19 protein-coding genes are annotated in these 19414 nt (G+C 61.5%); 10 read left to right on the top strand and 9 right to left on the bottom strand.

Translation table 11 applies throughout. The features are described from left to right. Positions 1-15 precede the first annotated feature (15 nt). From pstC to ACQRAJ_RS00830, 5 genes are all read left to right on the top strand, one after another. On the top strand, positions 16-924 hold the full coding sequence (gene pstC, locus ACQRAJ_RS00810; RefSeq protein ID WP_427747424.1) for a phosphate ABC transporter permease subunit PstC: 909 nt from the start codon (positions 16-18) through the stop codon (positions 922-924). Then, entirely contained in the window at positions 917-1843 is a 927-nt protein-coding gene (gene pstA, locus ACQRAJ_RS00815) for a phosphate ABC transporter permease PstA (protein ID WP_427747425.1), read from the top strand. Before pstC ends, pstA begins: the two co-directional genes overlap by 8 nt. Beyond that, positions 1840-2712 (top strand): phosphate ABC transporter ATP-binding protein PstB, encoded by an 873-nt coding sequence (gene pstB / locus ACQRAJ_RS00820; RefSeq protein WP_427747426.1) that lies wholly within the window; start codon positions 1840-1842, stop codon positions 2710-2712. Before pstA ends, pstB begins: the two co-directional genes overlap by 4 nt. A 205-nt stretch (positions 2713-2917) precedes the next feature. Then, on the top strand, positions 2918-4777 hold the full coding sequence (locus ACQRAJ_RS00825) for an ABC-F family ATP-binding cassette domain-containing protein (RefSeq protein WP_427747427.1): 1860 nt from the start codon (positions 2918-2920) through the stop codon (positions 4775-4777). 6 nt (positions 4778-4783) lie between these two features. Next, positions 4784-5554 carry a Cof-type HAD-IIB family hydrolase gene (locus ACQRAJ_RS00830; protein WP_427747428.1) on the top strand — a complete coding sequence of 257 codons (771 nt, stop codon included), beginning with the start codon at positions 4784-4786 and terminating at the stop codon, positions 5552-5554. A 98-nt stretch (positions 5555-5652) separates the two neighbouring features. On the opposite strand, the gene ACQRAJ_RS00835 is transcribed toward ACQRAJ_RS00830, so the two are convergent. The 5 genes from ACQRAJ_RS00835 to ACQRAJ_RS00855 all read right to left on the bottom strand — a co-directional run bounded on the left by ACQRAJ_RS00835 (position 5653) and on the right by ACQRAJ_RS00855 (position 11365). Then, positions 5653-7605 carry a heavy metal translocating P-type ATPase gene (locus tag ACQRAJ_RS00835; RefSeq protein ID WP_427747429.1) on the bottom strand — a complete coding sequence of 651 codons (1953 nt, stop codon included), beginning with the start codon at positions 7603-7605 and terminating at the stop codon, positions 5653-5655. A 99-nt stretch (positions 7606-7704) separates the two neighbouring features. Then, positions 7705-7923: a cation transporter gene (locus ACQRAJ_RS00840; RefSeq protein ID WP_117583778.1), complete on the bottom strand. Its 219-nt coding sequence runs from the start codon at positions 7921-7923 to the stop codon at positions 7705-7707. 63 nt (positions 7924-7986) lie between these two features. Beyond that, positions 7987-8355, bottom strand: coding sequence for an ArsR/SmtB family transcription factor (locus tag ACQRAJ_RS00845; RefSeq protein WP_427747430.1), 369 nt, complete (start codon positions 8353-8355; stop codon positions 7987-7989). Positions 8356-8766: 411 nt separating this feature from the next. Then, the gene (locus ACQRAJ_RS00850; RefSeq protein ID WP_427747431.1) at positions 8767-9957 is read right to left on the bottom strand and encodes a hypothetical protein; all 1191 of its coding nucleotides are present in this window, start codon (positions 9955-9957) and stop codon (positions 8767-8769) included. 439 nt (positions 9958-10396) lie between these two features. Further along, complete coding sequence (locus tag ACQRAJ_RS00855) at positions 10397-11365, bottom strand: 3'-5' exonuclease (protein WP_427747432.1); 969 nt, start codon at positions 11363-11365, stop codon at positions 10397-10399. A gap of 171 nt (positions 11366-11536) precedes the next feature. Between ACQRAJ_RS00855 and ACQRAJ_RS00860 the strand changes: the two genes are divergently transcribed. After that, positions 11537-12619: a putative manganese transporter gene (locus ACQRAJ_RS00860; RefSeq protein WP_427747433.1), complete on the top strand. Its 1083-nt coding sequence runs from the start codon at positions 11537-11539 to the stop codon at positions 12617-12619. 132 nt (positions 12620-12751) lie between these two features. On the opposite strand, the gene ACQRAJ_RS00865 is transcribed toward ACQRAJ_RS00860, so the two are convergent. Continuing rightward, positions 12752-13234, bottom strand: a complete 483-nt coding sequence (locus ACQRAJ_RS00865) for a YaiI/YqxD family protein (protein WP_427747434.1) — start codon at positions 13232-13234, stop codon at positions 12752-12754. Then, entirely contained in the window at positions 13235-13837 is a 603-nt protein-coding gene (locus tag ACQRAJ_RS00870) for an HdeD family acid-resistance protein (protein ID WP_118099399.1), read from the bottom strand. Between the two features lie 233 nt (positions 13838-14070). Here ACQRAJ_RS00870 and ACQRAJ_RS00875 point away from each other — a divergent pair, with 233 nt between their 5' ends. The 3 genes from ACQRAJ_RS00875 (at position 14071) to ACQRAJ_RS00885 (ending at position 16018) form a co-directional block, all read left to right on the top strand. Beyond that, positions 14071-14742, top strand: a complete 672-nt coding sequence (locus tag ACQRAJ_RS00875) for a nitroreductase family protein (RefSeq protein ID WP_427747435.1) — start codon at positions 14071-14073, stop codon at positions 14740-14742. A gap of 80 nt (positions 14743-14822) precedes the next feature. After that, entirely contained in the window at positions 14823-15365 is a 543-nt protein-coding gene (locus ACQRAJ_RS00880) for a histidine phosphatase family protein (protein ID WP_427747436.1), read from the top strand. A 17-nt stretch (positions 15366-15382) separates the two neighbouring features. After that, on the top strand, positions 15383-16018 hold the full coding sequence (locus ACQRAJ_RS00885; RefSeq protein ID WP_427728002.1) for a histidine phosphatase family protein: 636 nt from the start codon (positions 15383-15385) through the stop codon (positions 16016-16018). Positions 16019-16145: 127 nt separating this feature from the next. On the opposite strand, the gene ACQRAJ_RS00890 is transcribed toward ACQRAJ_RS00885, so the two are convergent. Then, a complete protein-coding gene (locus tag ACQRAJ_RS00890; RefSeq protein WP_427747437.1) occupies positions 16146-16835 on the bottom strand; it encodes a DUF1015 family protein in 690 nt (229 codons plus the stop codon). 39 nt (positions 16836-16874) lie between these two features. After that, positions 16875-18095 (bottom strand): M20 family metallopeptidase, encoded by a 1221-nt coding sequence (locus ACQRAJ_RS00895; protein WP_427747438.1) that lies wholly within the window; start codon positions 18093-18095, stop codon positions 16875-16877. 154 nt (positions 18096-18249) lie between these two features. On the opposite strand from ACQRAJ_RS00895, the gene ACQRAJ_RS00900 reads away from it, so the two are divergent. Next, positions 18250-19299: a hypothetical protein gene (locus ACQRAJ_RS00900; RefSeq protein WP_427747439.1), complete on the top strand. Its 1050-nt coding sequence runs from the start codon at positions 18250-18252 to the stop codon at positions 19297-19299. The last annotated feature ends 115 nt before the right edge of the window (positions 19300-19414 follow it).

Consider the following 19414-nt stretch of genomic DNA (forward strand, 5'->3'; position numbering starts at 1 on the left):
CCGGAAAGGTTTGCAATGGCAAAACAGCTGCCAAAGCGCGACCTTGAGAACGTGGGCCTGGGCGTCACGGGCGCGTGCGTAGCGCTCGTGACGCTTGTCGTTGCCGCGCTCATCTTTATGGTCGCCCAAAAGGGCCTCTCGGCTTTTCTCAAGGACGGCGTTTCGGTCGTCGAGTTCTTTACCGGCACCAAGTGGGACCTGGCCAACACGGCCAAAAACGGCCTGCCCTATACCGGCGCCCTGCCCCTGATCGTCACCTCGTTTGCGGTCATGGTGCTCTCCACGCTTATCGCGCTGCCCATCGCCATCGGCTCTGCTATCTTTGCGGTCGAGATTAGCCCTAAGTTTGGCTCCAAGGTGTTTCAGCCGCTTATTGAGCTTTTGACCGGCATTCCCTCGGTCGTCTTTGGCCTGGTCGGCTTTCACGTGGTCGTCGGTCTTATGAAGAGCGTTTTCCACGTGAGCACGGGCCTGGGCATCTTGCCCGGCGCCATTGTGCTGGCCGTCATGATCTTGCCGACGATGACTACCCTTTCGGTCGATGGCCTGCGTGCCGTGCCCGATAGCTACCGTCAGGGTTCGCTCGCGCTGGGCTACACCCGCTGGCAGACCATCTGGCACGTGGTGCTCAAATCCGCCATGCCGTCGCTCATGACCGCGGTCATCCTTGGCATGACCCGCGCCTTTGGCGAGACGCTCGCCGTGCGCATGGTTATCGGCGGCATCGAGGCCATGCCGACGTCGCTGCTGTCGCCGGCCTCCACCATCACCACCACGCTCACCACGTCCATGGCGGTCTATACCGAGGGCTCGGCCCAAGACGACGTCCTGTGGGCGCTCGGTCTGCTGCTGATGGGCATGAGCCTCATCTTTATCCTGATCATCCACCTTATCGGCCGCAAGGGGGCGAAGGCTCGTGGCTAGCACGCGCATTCATATCGACGAGGCGAGACTCAGGCGCGTCCAAAAGCAGGACCGCATCGCCACGGGCGTGCTGGCGGCAATCGTCGCCATCGTCATGCTCATCGTCGTCTCCATGGTGGCCTATATTCTGTTCGAGGGCATCTCGACGCTGTTCCAGCCGGGATTTCTCACGCAGCCCGCGCGCGCCAACGGAACCCAGGGCGGCGTGCTCTACCAGCTGTTCGACTCGTTCTATCTGCTGTTGATCACCCTAGGTATCTCGGTGCCCATCAGCTTGGGCGGCGCGGTCTTCCTGGTTGAGTACGCGCCGGACGGCCCCATCCGTGACATCGCCTCCACCGCCATCGAGACGCTGTCCTCGCTGCCTTCCATCGTCGTCGGCATGTTCGGCTTTCTGGTGTTCTCGGTGCAGCTGGGCTGGAAGTACTCCATCATCTCCGGCGCCGTCGCGCTCACCATGTTCAACATCCCCATCCTGGTGCGCGTGATCCAGCAGGCGCTCGAGGACGTGCCGCAGGCCCAGCGCGATGCGTGCCTGGCCATGGGCCTCACCCGTTGGGAAGCCACGCTGCACATCCTGATCCCCGAGGCCATGCCCGCCATCGTGACCGGTATCGTGCTTTCGGCCGGCCGCGTGTTTGGCGAGGCCGCGGCGCTGCTCTTTACCTCGGGCATGAGCTCGCCGGTGCGTCTGAACTTCTTGAGCTTTAACCTGTCGAGTCCCACCTGTGCCTGGAACGTGTTCCGCCCCGGTGAGTCGCTCGCCGTGCACATCTATAAGATCTACGGCGAGGGCAGCCCCGAGGCACAGCAGATTGTTTGGGGCACCGCGGCACTGCTGATGATCTGCGTGCTGCTGTTTAACGTAGTCGCCCGTATCGTGGGCAAGCAACTGGCAAGGAGGATGACGGCCGAATGAGCGAGATAAATGCAACGCCCGCAACCGAGGCGGCCGCGTCCGAGACCCAGGACTTTTTGTTGAGCGTGGGGGAGAGCGAGAAGCGCGTGCGCGTAAGCGGCAAAGCCGTGAGCGACGAGGTCGTGCTTTCCACCAAGGACGTCAACGTTTACTATGGCGACCACCATGCGCTGCACGATACGTCGCTCGACTTTCACAAGGGCGAGATCACGGCGCTCATCGGGCCTTCGGGCTGCGGTAAGTCGACTTTTTTGCGCAGCCTCAACCTTATGAATCGCGAGATTCGCGGCTGCCGCGTGGAGGGCGAGATCAACTATCGCGGGCGCAACGTGAACACCAAGACCGAGAACACCTACGAGCTGCGTCGATCCATTGGCATGGTGTTCCAGCAGCCCAACCCCTTTCGCAAGTCTATTCGCGACAACATCACGTTTGCGCCCAAACGCCACGGCATTACTGACCGCGACGAGCTCGATCGCATGGTCGAGGAAAGCCTGCGCGGCGCGGCGCTGTGGGACGAGGTCAAGGACAAGCTCGACAAGAGCGCCTACGCGCTTTCGGGCGGCCAGCAGCAACGCCTGTGCATTGCGCGCACGCTGGCGCTCAATCCCGACGTGATTCTGTTTGACGAGCCCTGCTCGGCGCTCGACCCTATCTCGACGCTGGCGATTGAGGACCTGATGTCATCGATTGTTGCCGATCGCGCCATCGTCATCGTGACGCACAATATGGAGCAGGCGTCGCGCGTGTCCAACCGCACGGCGTTTTTCTACATGGGCGATATGGTCGAGTACGACGAGACCGACGAGATTTTCCAACGGCCCAAGGATAAGCGGCTGAATGATTACCTCACCGGCATGTTCTCCTAGTCCGGGACATGCTTGAGGCCCGCGGCGGCCATGCTTGCCGCGGGACTGATTGGAGAGGCGGGTCATCTCTTACGGGAGATGGCCCGCCTTTTTGCTCTGCGACCGAAACGACCACCACAAAGGGGGCAGGCACCTTCGTGGTGGTTTGGGGTGGGGCTCGCTGCTATCATGGACAACGTTGAATTTCTACGAAGGAGCAGGGCATATGGCGATTCTTTTGGGATGCGATTCCGTCAGCCTAGAGTTTCCCACCAAGCATATTTTCGATAGCGTGACGCTTGGCGTGGACGAGGGTGACCGCATTGGCATCGTCGGTAAAAACGGCGACGGCAAGTCGACGCTGCTGAGTGTGCTCGCCGGTACGCTGGACCCCGACGACGGCCGCGTGACGCATCGACGCGACACGACGATTGGTTTGCTCGGCCAAAAGGACAACCTGGTCGATACCGACACCGTGCATCATGCCGTCGTCGGCGACACGCCCGAGTACGAATGGGCGTCGAGCCCGCGTACGCGCCAGATCCTGGCCGGCCTTATTAGCGATGTGCCCTGGGAGGGCACGGTGGGCGAGCTTTCGGGCGGTCAGCGCCGTCGCGTGGACCTCGCGCGCCTGCTGATCGGCGACTACGACGTGCTCATGCTCGACGAGCCCACCAACCACCTGGACATGCGCACCATCAACTGGCTCGCGCGCCACTTAAAGGCCCGCTGGCAGCGCGGCCAGGGCGCCATGCTCGTGGTCACGCACGACCGTTGGTTCTTGGACGAGGTCTGCACCAGCATGTGGGAGGTCCACGACGGCCAGGTCGACCCCTTTGAGGGCGGCTACTCCGCATATATCCTTCAGCGCGTAGAGCGCGACCGCATGGCCGCCGTTACCGAGGAGCGCCGTCGCAACATGGCGCGCAAGGAGCTCGCATGGCTGAGCCGCGGCGCACAGGCGCGCTCCACCAAGCCCAAGTTTCGTGTGGAGGCCGCTCGCGAGCTCATCGCCGACGTACCGCCCGTGCGCGACGAGCTGGAGCTCAAGCGCCTGGCGGTGAGTCGCCTGGGCAAGCAGGTTATCGACGTGGTCGACGTGGACGCCGGATATGCCGATACCGACGGCGCGCCCAAGCAGGTGCTCACCGACGTGACCTGGCTCATTGGTGCGGGCGACCGCTATGGTCTTTTGGGCGAGAACGGCGCCGGCAAGTCCACACTGCTCGATGTGATTCAGGGCAAGATCGCGCCCCTGCGCGGCCGCGTGAAGATTGGCCAGACGGTGCGCTTTGGCGTGCTGTCGCAGCAGCTCGAGGAGCTCGAGCCCTACATGGGCGACACGATCCGCGAGCTGCTCAGCAACTACAAGAAGTACTACGTTATCGATGGCAAGGAGACCTCGCCCGAGAAGCTCTGCGAGCGTCTGGGCTTTACGACGCAGCAGCTCTGGAGTCGTATCGGCGATCTTTCGGGCGGACAGCGCCGTCGCCTGTCGCTGCTGCTGACGATCCTGGACGAGCCCAATGTGCTCATCCTGGACGAGCCCGGCAACGACCTGGATACCGACATGCTGGCGATTGTCGAGGACCTGCTCGACGGCTGGCCCGGCACGTTGATTCTGGTAACGCATGACCGCTTTTTGATGGAGCGCGTGACCGACCAGCAGTGGGCGCTGCTCGACGGCCACCTGACGCACATGCCCGGCGGCGTCGACCAGTACCTGCGCCTGTGCAATGCCACCGCCGAGGGCGAGCCCGTGGGTGCGCCGAGCGCCAAGACCGGCACGTTCGACACCGGTGCCGCGGCAGCTGCGGCCGAAAAGCCCAAGGCGAGCGGTCAGCCCAATGGCCTTTCCAACGCCGAGCGCCAGAAGCTCCGCCGCGAGGTGAGCTCGCTCGAGCGCAAGATGGAGACGCAGCGCGCTCGCGTGGAGGAGGCCGAGGCCGCGATGGCGCAGGTCGATCCCACCAACTACACGGCGCTGGGCGAGCAGCAGGCAAAGATCGACGAGGCTCACGCCGCTATGGACGAGCTGGAGATGGCGTGGCTCGAGGCGAGCGAGAAGCTCGAGGGCGAGGAGTAGACGAGGATGATCAAAGCCGCGTTTTTCGATATCGACGGCACGCTACTGAGCTTTAAGACGCACCGGATTCCGGCGTCGGCTCAGCAAGTGCTCGACAGCTTTCACGAGCAGGGGATCGCGTGCGTGATCGCCACGGGCCGTCCGACCTACCAGATGCCCGATTGGCTGTTCGATCTTGGCTGGGATGCGTATATTACGCTTTCGGGCCAGCACTGCTTTGATGCCGAGGGCGTCTACCGCAGCTGTCCGATTGATCCGGAGGACGTTGCGGTGATTGTGGACCAGGTGGCGCAGGGGCGCTATGACTCACTGTGCATGCAGGGCGAGAACTCGTTTGTGAACCGCCTGTCCGAGCGCGTGGTGACGGCCGGTAGCAACGCGGGAATCGTCTACCACGAGGAGCCGTTTGAGCATGCCTTCGATGCGCCGGTTTACCAGTTTTGCGCCTTTGTGGATCCGGCCGACGAGCATATCGTGACCGATGCCGTGTCGCATTCGCTCACCACGCGCTGGTGCGACCTGTTCTGCGACATTATTCCGGCCAACGGCGGCAAGGACCTGGGCGTGGCGGCGACGCTGGAGCGCCTGGGCATCGACGCGAGCGAGGCGATCGCCTTTGGCGATGGCGAGAACGACCTGTCGATGTTTGCCGCCGTGGGCACGAGCGTGGCCATGGGCAACGCGCAAGACACGGTAAAGGCTGCGGCGAGCTACGTGACGACCGCCGTGGACGACGACGGAATTTACAACGCCGCAAGGCACTTTGGGCTGCTATAGCTGCGGCTCGGCACGTGGGGACGTTCCTTTTCTGCCGGCAGTTGGGGACGCCCCTTGCGCGTGGTGTGCCGCGTCGCCCGGCCGGACAGCCACGTATGCTACAGGTTCTTGACACCCATCGCGCGCATGGCGTTCAGGATGGCGATGATCGCCACGCCCACGTCGCCAAAGACGGCGAGCCACATGTTGGCAATGCCTAGTGCCGCAAGTACCAGAATCAGCATCTTAATACCCAGTGCAAAGATGATGTTCTGCCAAACAATCGTCATGGTCTTGCGAGCCACGCGGATCGCGCGGGAAATGTTGGACGGCTTGTCGTCCATGAGTACAACGTCGGCGGCCTCAATCGCGGCGTCGGAGCCCATGGCGCCCATGGCAATGCCCACATCGGCACGGGTGAGCACGGGCGCATCGTTGATACCGTCGCCCACAAAGGCGAGCTTGCCCTTGCCCGATTCGGTCGCCAGCAATGCCTCGACGCGCTCGACCTTGTCACCTGGCAGAAGCTGCGCGTGAAACTCATCGACTCCCAGCTGATTGGCCACGGCGGCGGCCACTTCCTCGCGGTCTCCCGTGAGTATGACGGTGCGCTTGACGCCGGCGGCGTGCAGCTCGCGAATCGTTTGCTCGGCATCGGCCTTGACGGTGTCGGCAATTACGATGTGACCGGCATAGACGTCATCGACCAGCACATGGAGGATAGTGCCGACGACTTCGCAATCGGGCGCTTCGATGCCGGCAGCGGCGAGCATCTTGGCGTTGCCGACGACGACGTGCTTGCCGTCGATGGTCGCCGTCACGCCATGGCCCGCGTCGTTGGCGGATTCGCATACACGCTTGGGGTCGAGTTCGCCCTGGAAGGCGGCGCGCACCGACTGCGCGATGGGATGGTCGGAGAACGACTCGGCGAGGGCTGCGACTTCAAGCAGCGATTGCTCGGTATAGCCGTCCTCGGGGTGCACCGCGACGACCGAGAACGTGCCGTTGGTGAGCGTGCCGGTTTTGTCGAAGACGACGGTATCCACATCGGCGAGCGCCTCGAGGTAGTTGGAGCCTTTGATGAGAACTCCCAGCTTGGACGCGCCGCCGATGCCGCCAAAGAAGCTCAGTGGCACGCTAATTACGAGTGCGCACGGGCAGCTGACGACGAGGAAGGTCAGGCCGCGCAGGATCCAATCGGACCAAGCACCGGTCACCAGGCCGCCGCCGAGCGCGAGCACCGCTGCCGCGCCGGTGACGGCGGGCGTGTAGACGCGGGCGAACCGTGTGATGAAGTTTTCGGTGCGTGCTTTCTTTTCGCTGGCGTTTTCCACAAGCTCCAGGACGCGCGCGACGGTGGACTCGCCAAAGGGTTTGGTGGTGCGCACGCGGATAAGACCCGTCATGTTGATGCAGCCGCTGATGATATCGTCGCCGGTCTTGGCGGTACGGGGGACTGACTCGCCGGTGAGGGCGGCGGTGTCGAGCTGTGTCTCGCCATCGACGATAACGCCGTCGATGGGCACGCGCTCGCCGGGCTTGATGACAATGACGGTGCCGACGGCGATGTCATCGGGAAAGACCTGCTCGAGCGTGCCGTCAGCCTGCTCAACGTTGGCGTAATCGGGCGCGATGTCCATCATGGCGCTGATCGATTTGCGGCTCTTGCCCACGGCGTATGCCTGGAACAGCTCGCCGACCTGGTAGAACAGCATAACGGCGGCGCCTTCGGCCATGTGCGGGTCGGTATCGGGGAAGAGCACCATGGCAAACGCGCCGATGGTCGCGACGGCCATGAGGAAGCTCTCGTCGAAGGCCTTGCCGCGGCGGATGTTGCTGAATGCCTTTTGGAGCACGTCGTAGCCGGCAATCAAAAACGGCACGAGGAACAGCACAAAGCTGGCGTAGATGTTGCTGGGCTCTCCAAATGCGATAGTGAGGGCGCCGAGCTCATCGAGGGCGTACACCACGACAAAAATACCCAGCGCTACCAGGATGCGGTTGCGTTTATGTTCGAGTGACTCTTTTTTCTTGCGCTTCTTCTTTTTCTTCTTGGGGTCGGCGGTGGCCATGACTCGTATCCTCCCATTTGAATGTATGAACACCCGCTCATATAACATCGCGACAAAGGCCGCGACAAGCGCGGCCTTGCGTATCAGCGTATGCGCAGGCTAGAGAATGATCTCGCAGTCCGGCTCAGCGTCGGCGGTGAACTCCACGACGCGATCGAGGACCTCGTCGAACTCAGCGTCGTCGGCTTCGAGCGTCAGCTTCTGAGTCATAAAGTTGACCGAAACGGATTTGACGCCCTCGAGCTTAGCCAACTCGTCCTGAAGCTCACGCGCGCAGTTGGCGCAGTCGATCTCGTCGAGCTTGAACTGCTTTTTCATGATGGGTTCCTTTCCCTGTATTTGCGGCTTGGGTGCAGACCGCGCTGGTACCGTGGTTGGTCGCTATTCGCAGATGTGGCTCATGCCTTGGTTGAGCATGGTGTAGACATGATCGTCGGCGAGCGAGTAGAGGATGTTGCGCCCGTCGCGCCGGAATTTAACCAGGTGCGACTGTTTGAGCGTGCGCAGCTGGTGCGACACCGCGGACTGCGAGGTCGCAGTCGCCTCGGCGATGTCTGCCACGCAGAGCTCGCGGCCCATGAGAGCGTAGAGGATCTTGATACGCGTGGTGTCGCTGAAAACCTTGAACAAGTCGGCAAGGTCGTACAGCAGCTCCTCGTCGGGAAGGTCCTCGGGCGAACAAGTGGTGGGGATGTCGGGCACGATGGCGGTGTCGATGTCGGTCCTTATTTCATCGGCGTGTTCGCTCATTGCAATATCCTTTCATATGAACATGTGCTCATATAACTTACTTCCGAGTATATGAGCGCATGTTCATATGTCAATATAATTTGCGAAATTTTTTGCTATCGGATGGCTCTAGAGGCGGCTAAGGGCATTGGTTGGTGCTGATAAGGCCGCCGATGCCAACGTGGGTACCCTAGCGACGTGCAAAAACGGGAGTTTTCAGCATCGACGAGGGGTTATTTATTGCATGATACGGCGTCGTTTGCCGCCACAGGGCTTTACTGGAGTGCAAATGGCAATAGATATTCCTCAGCTGTTGCCTAACTTACATCGAAAACAGCGGCTTCGGTGCAAAATGGGGCAATTCGGCCGCCCTCGGATACTCGGCTCTGCTGAAAACTCCCGTTTTTGCACGTCGCCGGGATACCCACCTTGTCAGTCCGCCTCTGTTCTGGCCCCGTACACCCTGCCTTCGGGTGTGGAGGTGCTTGTTTGGGCGAACTCTGGGCAATCCAGCTCGATGACTTGCATGTCGTCGATGGCCGGGACATCGTTGATCGTCGGGTCGTCCAGCGAGATGCCCTCGAGCACTGCGCGCTCGAGCTCAAGTGCATTACCCTGCGCTGCGTCTTGACGGAGGAGCTCCTCAATACGCTTCTTTTCCTCGATAAATCTCCTGAGCACAAATTGTCGCAGCTCTTCTTGCTTGATTGCGAAATCTTTGGGCAGGCGCGATGGGCGAATGCCCTCCTTTCGCTGGATTGCCTCCATAACCCTGGCGAAGGCGCTGGCGTGCATAAAGGAATAGCGACTGACGGTAATGATTCCGTAGCCCATGGACGCCAGCGCGTTCTTGCGCTCTTCGTCAATGGCGCGGTCTTCTTCGGCATCGTGCTGAAATCCGTTGTATTCGATGTCGGTTCGGGACCGCTTGAGATATGCATCCATATAGAACTTTTCGCGCCGCGTGAGATTCTTTGCGGCAGCTGTGACCTTTACTTCGTAGTCGGTCTCGATCTCGCTAATGCCAAGACCGCCCTCGTGCCTGGGTAGCGTGAGCATCATGACAAACGCCGTTTCCATCGGCGATCGGCATCCGTCCCGCACGCATTGGATGGCTTTTCGGGCAAGTTCGAGGCCCTTGCAGTCGATGAGGGAGTTAAAGAAATGTTTAAGGCTCGAAGTCGAGGTGAGCGCGAAGCGCTCGGTATAGGATGTCGAGGCATCGTGCCCAAGGGAATAGGCTCCACACAGTTCGAAGTAGTACTCCACAAGTTCTCGAAAGGGAAGATAGGTTGCGGCCTGAAGCGCACAGAGTTCGACGCCGACAATATAGATGTCGTCGGCAAGCTTGATAAAGCGCGAGCCCGCGAATCGCTTGGATGATACGTGGCACTTGCAGCCCGTCATGCTGCGCACGTTTGCGCGCTCGAACACCGTTGTATCGAGCGGCGCGCCGTCATCAAGAGCTACGTTGTGCCTGGCGAGCCAGTCGGCGGCAGAGTCGAGCAGCTCCTTGCTGGGGCGCGCCCCGTAGATCTTGGCAGGGCTGCAGGGCTCGGTGCCAATTGCGGATACCGAGTATGCGGCTTGGTAGACCGCTTTTGCCGTGTTATGTGAAAGCACGATACTCATACAGATAGCATGGCAGACCAGGCGGCGGGGCTCGCAATGAATGCCAAGGCAAAATGGCGCGGCATAACAAAAGCTGTCCAAGCGCTTGACGCCAATGATGGAGAAAGATGCTATTTGTAGCATTGTCGCAGCTCGCTGACTACGCAGACCTCCACAACTGATGCTGGTCAGCATCGTTTTGATGCAAAGACGGCGTCAACAAAAATGTGCAATTTGGCTTGAACATGAGCAGATGAAGTTCTTGGTTATGCGGCGGCTAGACATCGGGGGCTGGAGGGCCGCGTTGTACGGCGCGAAAAACGGGCCGATATCCGCTTGGACATCGGCCCGTTTTTGCGTCGCTTGAGAGGAGCGCCTCGGCGTGTCGCTTTTGCGCGGGGCGCTATGGTCCGGCAAGTATTGCTCGCGAATGGCGCCTCTGCTTGGCAATCTACTTGGCAAACAGGTTCTTGAGGTTGAACTCGGCCTGCACCGTGCGGAGCATGAGGTCGGTGTCGTCGAGGCCCAGGTGCTGCTCGTTGGCGTCGGGCGCGAGGGTGCCGCGACGGCGTGCCCAGTTCTCGAGCGCGGCGGGCGCGGACTCGCGGGGGAGCGAGCGCACGTCGGCGTCCAGGCTGCGGCAGATCTGGCGCGAGTCGATGACGATAATCTTGCCGGCTCGGCGCGCCTCGGCATAGCCGTCCAGATGGATCTTGAACCAGCTGTCCTCAAAGGCGGCGTTGTGCGCCATGTACGGGTATTTCTTCATGAGCTTGAGCAGCTGCTTTTGCAGCTCCTTGTTCTCGCGGAAGGGCGTTTTGCCGTCGATGTCGTCCCAGGTGATGTGATGGATATTCGACAGCGGCACATCTTCGCCGCGGTAGATATCGGGCAGGCCGCAGTAGTGTGCCTCGGCGTCGTGCGGGATGGCGTCGCTGGTGAGCTCCATGATCTCCCAGCCCACGTTGATGATGTAGCCGCGCTCGGGTGCACGGCCGGTGGTCTCGATGTCGATCCCGAGCACCGTGCCCTGGATGGGCTTGCGGGCGTACGCCACGCCGAGCGCATCGCGGTCGCCGCGGATCTCGCGCATGACGGACGCGGCGGTGCGCTTTTGCATCTTGCCGATGGCGGCGCAGGTATCGGCGTCGGACAGACCGCGCGAAAGCGTCACGGGCGTCACGTTGCGCAGGCGCGCCTCGCCAATCTGGTCGCATAGGTCGCGGTTGCGGTCGGCCAGGTCGCGCACGGTGGCAAAGTCGAAGCCAGGGTCGCCCTCGGCGGTAAAGTACTCGGTCTCGAGCACCTTGAGGGCCTCTTCGCCTTTTTGACGTTCGGACTCCATGGCGGCGTGATCGCCATAGATGAACATGGGGATAAACGGCTGGCGCTCGTATTCGAGTGCTTGCGAAACGTTCATATACTGCTCCTTGGACGGGCCGCGTCGTGCGGCTCGGGGTCATTGAGATGTGGCGAGATGATAGTTTACCACATGCAACTATTGGCATCACGCCTAGGACAACTACAATACCCTAGTTGACCGCTAGGACTTTTACAATGCTGCCGAAAGACACGAAAGGTTCCATCCGTCATGGATTTGCTGATTGATATTTTGCTCGACGCCGGCAAGGACACGCTCTCGCTGGTGCCGTTCTTGTTGGTGACATATCTGGCCCTCGAGACGTTAGAGCATGTGGCGGGCGATCGCGTCAACGGCGCCATCAAGCGTGCCGGCGCCGCTGGCCCCGTGGTTGGCTCGTTGCTGGGCATGGTGCCGCAGTGTGGCTTTTCGGCGATGGCGGCAACGCTGTACGCCGGTCGCGTCGTGACGTTGGGCACCCTGGTGGCGGTGTTTCTCTCGACTTCCGACGAGATGCTGCCACTGCTACTTGCCGAGCAGGTTCCCGTGCAGACCATGGCGATGCTTTTGGCTTCGAAGGCGCTGATCGCGCTGGTCACGGGCTTTATCGTGGATGCCGTCATTCGCGGCCTGCGTCGCAACGCCCGTGCTCATGCGGCGATCCGCCGTACCGTGTTGGGAACCGCTGCCAATCCGGCGCACGTTAACTGCGCGCATGACGATCACAGCGGCGGTGACATCATCGACGAGGTGGCCGAGGCGGGCGTGAGCGCCGACCACATCCATGAGCTGTGCGAGCGCGACCATTGCGGTTGTGATGAAGACGAGGATGAGCGTGACCACGGACATGGCCACGACCACGGACACGAGGGCGAGCACGAACACCACCACGGTCACTCCCACTCACACAAAGGCGCGCCTGTCCTGTCGATTATCCGCAGCGCGATCTCGCACACCGTACAGGTTTCGGTATTCATTTTCCTGGTGACGCTGATTCTGGTCGCCGTGCTCGAGACCTTCGGCGAGTCCGCGATCGAGCAGTTCCTGCGTGGCAACGAGACGCTCGCTGTCCTGGGTTCGGCGCTTGTCGGCCTCATTCCCAACTGCTCGGCGAGCGTGGTCATTACGCAGCTGTATCTGGAAGGCGCGCTGCAGCTGGCACCGATGCTCGCCGGTACACTCATTTCTGCCGGCGTGGGTTACCTGGTGCTGTTCCGCACCAACCGCAGCGCTCGCGAAAACGCGGTGTTCCTGGTCATGATGTACGTCATCGGCGCGGGCTGGGGTCTTATCCTTTCCGCCTTTGGCCTCTAAGTAGATGTTTGAGGTATCCCGTAAAAACTGGGGCATGCCTCAAACATCTACCGCCATGACCGGCGTTGGATGCGCGCCAATCGCCAAAACAAAAAGGTAGATTTTTAGGCATGTCCCAAAAATCTACCTTGGTTAGCGCAGCAGGTCGGTGAGGTTGCGCTTAAAGCGGGCGCGGTCTTCGCTGGTGAAGGCTGCCGGTCCACGGGTGCGACCGCCGGCGCGGCGCACCTTCTTTTCTTCGTGAGGAATAAACAGCTGCATATCGATGGTGGCTTTGTCGTACACGCGCCCGCGCACGCCGATGGCGGCGGCATCGCGACCGAGCACCATGCTCGCCAGGCCAATGTCCTGTGTCACGACCGCATCGCCTGCCCGCAGACGCTCGATAATGGCAAAGTCGGCGCTATCGGCGCCTACGCTCACGTCGAGCGTTGTGACCCAAAAGCCACGTCGCGCGTGCTCGGCATCGCGCGGGTCGTCACGGCGAATGTGCCGCTCCAGGTTTTGCGTGCTGTTGCCGGCGACAACCACGGCAACACCCGCCCGTCGCGCGCAGTCGATCGACTCACGCGTGACCGGGCAGGCGTCGGCATCAATAAACAGCGTTCGCGGCATCTAGTGCACCAGCTTGCCAAAGCGGATAGCGCGAATAACCAGCGTCACGCCAAACACCAGGAGTGCAGCGCCGGTAAAGATGACGAGCATCTTTGCCGACCACAGCGGATAGATGAACACGAACACGCCGGCGATGATGGAGAGCGCGCCGCTCAGGATGGCGAGGGCGCGGTTGGAAGAAAGCTCGGACTCCAGAATCGACATGATGCCCTCGACAATCCAGCCAAAGCCGGCCACGACCACCACAAGCGTGCTGAGCGTCGCGGTCGAAAGCGCCTGGTTGCGCAGGATCACCACGCCGCCCAAGATGATGAGCAGGTTGGCGAGGATGCTCGTGACGCGCCAGCCGGCGGGCAGCAGCGGCTCAAAAATGGCGGTGAACAGCCTGACGCCAGCCGTGATCACAAAGTAGAAGCCCAGTACGGTCGTCAAAAAGACGAGGGTCTTAGCGGGTGCAAACAGCAGCGCGATGCCGGCGATGAGCGCGATGACACCCGTGGCGGCGTAGATCCAGCGCACGGCTTTAATCGCCTTGCCTGCCATGCTTTTCTCGTCAAATCCAAACAGACTCGATTGTTGGTCGTCATTTTTAAAGATGCCCATGAGGCCTCCTTTCTGTGCGGCGTAAGCCGCGATCGTTACAACCAGTATCGCCTAAAGGCGCTGGCGTATGGGCCGGGGAGGGCGAAACGCAACTCAAAGGCCCCGATTTGTTTCCGTTGTTCCCCACGTTGCGATTTTCTATTCAACAGGTGTAGAACATTGCAGCCCTGTTCGTTATTGCCTGCGTTTTAGGTTAGATTTTCCTAAGAACAATTGGCTTTTTGGGGGTCCCTATGAACGAAGCAGTTCCCGCGGCGCCGTCGAGCGCCGAGTCGATGGCAAAGCAGGGTTGCGAAAAGCTTGGCCTGGATGCGTTTGATGCGCTGGTCCGTCGCGCCCGCACATGCCGCCGTTTTGACGAGTCCATGCGCGTGCCGCGCGAGTTTTTGCTCGAGCTGGCAGAGCTGGCGCACCTGGTCCCCTGTGGCGCCAATGCTCAGCGCTTGCGTTTTCATGTGGTGAGCGGTGCCGAGGACTGCGCTCGCGTGTTTGACGAGCTTGCATGGGCCGGGGCGCTCAAGGACTGGCCGGGTCCTGTCGAGGGCGAGCGTCCGACCGGCTACATTGCAATTCTTGCCGAGCGCGCCGTTCCCGGCAAGCCCGCCGCGCCTATCACCGAGGTCGACACGGGCATCGCGGCTCAGACGATGATGCTCGCCGCGCGCAGCGCAACGCCCGAGGTGGCGGCTTGCATGTTCAAGGCCTTTACGCCCCGCGCGATCGATGCGATGGGGCTCGATAACGACAAGTACGAGCTCAAGCTGATCATGGCCTTTGGCGTGCCGGCCGAGACCCAGGTTATCGACGCGATCGATTCCAACCCCGACGGTTCTATTAATTACTGGCGCGACGAGGCGCAGGTGCATCACGTGCCCAAGCGTCCGCTTGCCGACGTGCTGGTGTAGTTGCGTCGTTGCGGCGCGATCCGGCGGCAAACCACCACAAAGGTGCCTGTCCCCTTTGTGGTGGTGCGAGGGGAGGGCGTGTGTCCGATCTGTATTTGGTTCGGCATGGGCAGACCGAGCTTAACGTGCAGAACATTTTGCAGGGCTGGCAAGACTCGCCGCTCACGGAGCGCGGGCGCGAGCAGGCACTGGCGACGCGCGCGGCGTTTGAGGCGCGCGGCATCTCCTTTGACCACGCGTATTCGTCTCCGTTGGGTCGGGCGCGCCACACGGCCGAGCTGATCGTTGGCGAGGATCTTCCCATAGAGCCGGTCGATGATTTGCGCGAGTGGCGCCTGGGCACGCTGGAGGGCACATCAAATCGCGATATGCCGCCGCAGCCCTGGGGCGATTATCCGGTGGCCTTTGGTGGCGAGTCGGAAGGCGAGCTTCGGGCGCGCATGGTCGCGGCGCTGTCCCGTATTATGGCCCGACCGCAGCACGATCGTGTGCTTGCGGTCTCTCATGGCTCTGCCTGCCAGGAGTTTCTTAGATGCGTGACCGGCGGGGGAGAGCAGCCCGACAACGGTGCCGTGCTTCATTTTGGCTATTGCGACGGGGCGTTTTCGCTCCTTGATTGGTAACGAACGAAAGGACCCCTATGAACAAAGATCTGTATCTGGTCCGTCATGGACAGACAATATTCAACCTTAAACGCATTATTCAGGGATGGAGCGATTCGCCGCTCACGCAGTTGGGCTGCGAGCAGGCGGCGCGTGCCGGTATGTTCTTGCGTGCGCGTGGCGTTGAGCCCGATCACGCCTACACCTCGACGCTGCACCGCACCGAGCAGACTATCGCCAGCCTGTGGCCGGGCCTTGCCTACGAGCGTCTGGATGGCCTGCGCGAGTGGTTCTTTGGCGACTTTGAGGCCGAGCGCGTGATGCTGATGCCCGAGCGTCCGTGGCGTGAATTTTATCGTCAGTTTGGCGGTGAGGGCCAGATGCAGGTACGCGAGCGCATGGTGACGACGTTGACCGATCTTATGCGACGCCCGGACCATTCGTGCGTGCTCGCGGTGAGCCATGCCTCGGCCATCAAGGAGTTTTTGGATCACTCTAGGGGAGCGGCGGCCGACGAGCGCGAGCGCGTGCCGGGCAACTGCTCGGTTCTGCATTTTGCGTTTGACGATGCAACCGATACGTTTGAACTGGTCGAAGTCTTTACGCAGGAGGATTACGCGCGTGAGCTGGGGCTAGAGCCGCTCGTGGCGGCAGCGGGCCCGCGGCGTGGGTAGCGCGGGCGTTGCGGCGCGGTTTGCCGGCGTAATTGTTTGATGCGAAAGGGGCGGGGATGCATGCGCATGTATCCCCGCCCCTTGCTTGTTGAGCTGCCGAGTCTTTGTGCTGGGCGTTTAGGCCCCGTTAGAACCGTGAGATCTGGTGAGTGAGCAGACCCGTCGGAACCTGCGGCGCGCCGCCGCTGACCTGCGCGGCGGGGAACAGCACGGCCACGGTAAAGTTGAACGGCTCTTTGCCCGTGTAGGTGCCGGCTGCGCGGGCCTCGTCTGCCAGGAGCTGCGCCGCCCCTGCCAGCGCGGCAGCGTAGGCGGGGTCGTCTGCCGGCTCCGGCTCCGGTGCCTGATCGAGCATGGCTCGGATGGCGGCAACAGCGTCCTCGCGCTTGACTTCCCATACGCGATGCGTAATACCGGCGGGGTCGGTGACGGCGTAGAGCGACGCGCCCTCTTTGGCGGCGCCCAGGATGATATCCATGACGGGCGACGCCTCGTAGGCGAGCGACACGGGGCGCGGCTGCACCTTGAGCTCGGCGATCGCGCGCGCGGCGGCGAGTGCGTCGACGCGCGCGGCGGCGGCCTCGTCGCTACCCGTCAGCACGCCGACCGGGCAAATTGCCACAACGCCCGTCACGCGCCCTGGCTCTCCGGAGCATTCGTACACGTAATACGCCGCACCCGGATCCTTGAGCATGAGCCCATCGGCAATCGCACCGCGCAGGGCTTCGTTGTTACTCAGAATGCTGTCCATCGCAGGCAGCGCCTCGAGCGCACGGTCCTGAGCCGGGCGGATGCAGGGAAACGGAAGAGCTTTCATGGACAGTCCTAACGCGCGAGTCGGTTTGTTCGCGGCTTATTATGCCCCAACTTGGCTATTCGCGCCCCAGAGCGTGTTGTCGGCGAGCGCGATCAGCACCCGCTGGCATTGAACGATGTCGGCGTGGGGCACATATTCGTTGGGCTTATGGGCGAGCGCGAGCGAGCCTGGGCCATAGCTCATGCAGTTGCGGTTACCCGTCTTGCCGGCAATGACGGCAGTGTCGGTGTAGCCGGTAAAGAAGCCGACGGTCGCGTCCGCGCCTGTCACGTCATCGGCGGCACGCTTGAGCGCGGCTAGAAGGGGAGAGACCGGATCGCGCTCGATGGCGGGGCGGTCGCCTGTCACGGTATAGCTTCCATGGCAACCGGGGACTGTGGCTTCGGCGCCGGCGATGGCCTGCTCTACCATGCGCGTCGCGGCGGCCGTATCGGTCGGCGGTGTCAGGCGCATATCGACCCAGACCTTGGCACGGTCGGGCACGACATAGGGGCGATAGCCGCCCTCGATCTGTCCAAACGTGATGGTCGAAGCCCCCAGCTCATCATGCACGGGCAGCGCCGCGAACGCATGGCGCAGCGCACAGACGGCCTCGGCCATGGCGGCGACGGCATCCGCTCCCTTCCAGGGCTGGCTCGCATGCGCCGTGACGCCGGTCATCTCGATCTCGAACCACGTGCGACCCTTGTGCGCCACCTGAATCTGTCCGTCGGTGGGCTCGATGTCCAGCACCCATTCGCGCGAGCCGACCCAGCCGGCATCGATGGCGGCCTCGGAGCCGCGCATAAAGTCCTCTTCGTCGACCGAGCAAATAAGCGAGAAGCCGCGGTGGGGCAGCTCGCCCTCTGCCGCCACGCGCTCGAGTGCGTGGACAAGCGCGGTAATGGCGCAAGCCAGGCCGCCCTTCATGTCGCAGGCGCCGCGGCCATAGAGTTTGTCGTCTCGCACGGTCGCCCCGAGTGGCGGTGTGTCCGCGTTCCAGCCATCTCCTAGGGTGACGGTGTCCATATGGCAGATATAGACCAGCCGCGGCTCGTCGCTCACACCCGGTACGGTGACCATAAGGTTGCGGCGCCCGGGGAGTACTTCGAGCTCTGCAATCTGCACGGCATCGAGTGCAGGACTATCAAGCTGCGCCAGCTGCTGTTCAATGAGCCTCTTAATGAAGTGTTCGATCTCTCCTTCGTAGGCGCCCGGGTCCGAGCTATCAATCTTCACGAGCTCCTGCGTAAGCCGCCAGGCAAAGTTCTCATCAACCATATGCAACCTCACAATCAGTTTGCTTCCAAAACCGATTGTAAGCCACCTGGAGGATTCGCGACGTGTGCGTAGCAGTATTAACCGTTCGCAGGCCGAGCCATCGCGTTTGGCGTCCGGGCAGGCTCACAAACGACGCAATGGGTACGTATCCTTCATGGACGACATGCTGTGCGACATATCTGCCTTTCGGTATCACCGGATACCTCCACAGGTCTTGGCAATAATGCCGGACCTGCCCGATTCTGCGGACGATCCGCGCAGGGAGCATCTTTGTGAGCACCCGCTTGTCAAGCATTTCCTGGGCACCCCGTTACACGTGTTGGCGCGGGGCGGCTGCGGGCGTAAGGGCGGCCGCATTGTCAGGCATGTTTGGAACGGGGAGAGGCCGTTTGGCTCCGTGCGGCAGACAGAGTTTGGCCTTGATGTTGCGTCCCCGCTCTTTACCCTGCTGACCCTGGCTTCCTCGGTCTCAAATGAGCGCCTGATCATGTGCATGTATGAGATGTGCGGCACCTTTGCCGTGTGCAAGATTGCGCCTCAGGTAAAGTCGGCACTTGAGCAGGCGTATGGGAGCCGGTGGGGTGACGCACGGTTGGGCTGGGAAAACGTAAAGGATACCTCGGGGAATCCAACGGACCTGTGGAAGCGACCTCCCTTGATTGAGCTCTCTGAACTTACAGAATTCGCCAATAAGATCCAGGGGCTCCGCGGTGCTAAATCGTTCACGCGTGCCGCGAAATGCATTACGGGGGTTGTGGCATCGCCGCTCGAGGTCCAGGCTTCGATGCTGTTTGGCCTTACGAGGTTGCGCGGCGGCGAAGGGCTGCGCCTTACCAATAACGTCGAGATTCGCATGACGCGCAGCGCCCGCCTGATTTCGGGGCTTGATAGGCGCTACGCCGATATCTTGCTGTCAAATAAGGACGGCAGCAGAGAGTGCTTGGTTGAATGTCAAGGTAAAGCCATTCACGGATCCATAGAATCCAAGATCTCGGACTCCGATCGAACGACGGCCCTTCAAGCGATGGGATATCCTGTCGTTCTGATGACCTATGGTCAGCTGGTCGACTCCGATGCCTTCCGCGTGGTGATGGAACTCATCATGTCCTATCTCGATGTGCCGTTGAAAGACAAGACGCCGCGGCAGCAGGAGCTCGAACGGCGGCTTCGTGAGGAGATTTTTATCGATTGGGCGGGAATGTAGCCGTGCGGGTGGAAAACGGTCGCGTGAGCTAGGGTTTGGTTACGAAAAGGCTTCAGTTGCTCTTTGAAATAGGCTTTAAAAACGCTACCCAGAACAAGTTATTTCGGAAAATGGA

The sequence above is a fragment of the Collinsella sp. SGI.184 genome, assembly GCF_050313415.1.
In the GTDB taxonomy this organism is placed as follows: domain Bacteria; phylum Actinomycetota; class Coriobacteriia; order Coriobacteriales; family Coriobacteriaceae; genus Collinsella.

What these genes read in the sequence shown, in the direction of transcription:
- pstC (WP_427747424.1), top strand. Translation starts at nt 16, where the DNA reads ATGGCAAAACAGCTGCCAAAGCGCGACCTTGAGAACGTGGGCCTGGGC.
- pstB (WP_427747426.1), top strand. Translation starts at nt 1,840, where the DNA reads ATGAGCGAGATAAATGCAACGCCCGCAACCGAGGCGGCCGCGTCCGAG.
- ACQRAJ_RS00825 (WP_427747427.1), top strand. Translation starts at nt 2,918, where the DNA reads ATGGCGATTCTTTTGGGATGCGATTCCGTCAGCCTAGAGTTTCCCACC.
- ACQRAJ_RS00830 (WP_427747428.1), top strand. Translation starts at nt 4,784, where the DNA reads ATGATCAAAGCCGCGTTTTTCGATATCGACGGCACGCTACTGAGCTTT.
- ACQRAJ_RS00835 (WP_427747429.1), bottom strand. Translation starts at nt 7,605, where the DNA reads ATGGCCACCGCCGACCCCAAGAAGAAAAAGAAGAAGCGCAAGAAAAAA.
- ACQRAJ_RS00840 (WP_117583778.1), bottom strand. Translation starts at nt 7,923, where the DNA reads ATGAAAAAGCAGTTCAAGCTCGACGAGATCGACTGCGCCAACTGCGCG.
- ACQRAJ_RS00845 (WP_427747430.1), bottom strand. Translation starts at nt 8,355, where the DNA reads ATGAGCGAACACGCCGATGAAATAAGGACCGACATCGACACCGCCATC.
- ACQRAJ_RS00855 (WP_427747432.1), bottom strand. Translation starts at nt 11,365, where the DNA reads ATGAACGTTTCGCAAGCACTCGAATACGAGCGCCAGCCGTTTATCCCC.
- ACQRAJ_RS00860 (WP_427747433.1), top strand. Translation starts at nt 11,537, where the DNA reads ATGGATTTGCTGATTGATATTTTGCTCGACGCCGGCAAGGACACGCTC.
- ACQRAJ_RS00865 (WP_427747434.1), bottom strand. Translation starts at nt 13,234, where the DNA reads ATGCCGCGAACGCTGTTTATTGATGCCGACGCCTGCCCGGTCACGCGT.
- ACQRAJ_RS00870 (WP_118099399.1), bottom strand. Translation starts at nt 13,837, where the DNA reads ATGGGCATCTTTAAAAATGACGACCAACAATCGAGTCTGTTTGGATTT.
- ACQRAJ_RS00875 (WP_427747435.1), top strand. Translation starts at nt 14,071, where the DNA reads ATGAACGAAGCAGTTCCCGCGGCGCCGTCGAGCGCCGAGTCGATGGCA.
- ACQRAJ_RS00885 (WP_427728002.1), top strand. Translation starts at nt 15,383, where the DNA reads ATGAACAAAGATCTGTATCTGGTCCGTCATGGACAGACAATATTCAAC.
- ACQRAJ_RS00890 (WP_427747437.1), bottom strand. Translation starts at nt 16,835, where the DNA reads ATGAAAGCTCTTCCGTTTCCCTGCATCCGCCCGGCTCAGGACCGTGCG.
- ACQRAJ_RS00895 (WP_427747438.1), bottom strand. Translation starts at nt 18,095, where the DNA reads ATGGTTGATGAGAACTTTGCCTGGCGGCTTACGCAGGAGCTCGTGAAG.
- ACQRAJ_RS00900 (WP_427747439.1), top strand. Translation starts at nt 18,250, where the DNA reads ATGGACGACATGCTGTGCGACATATCTGCCTTTCGGTATCACCGGATA.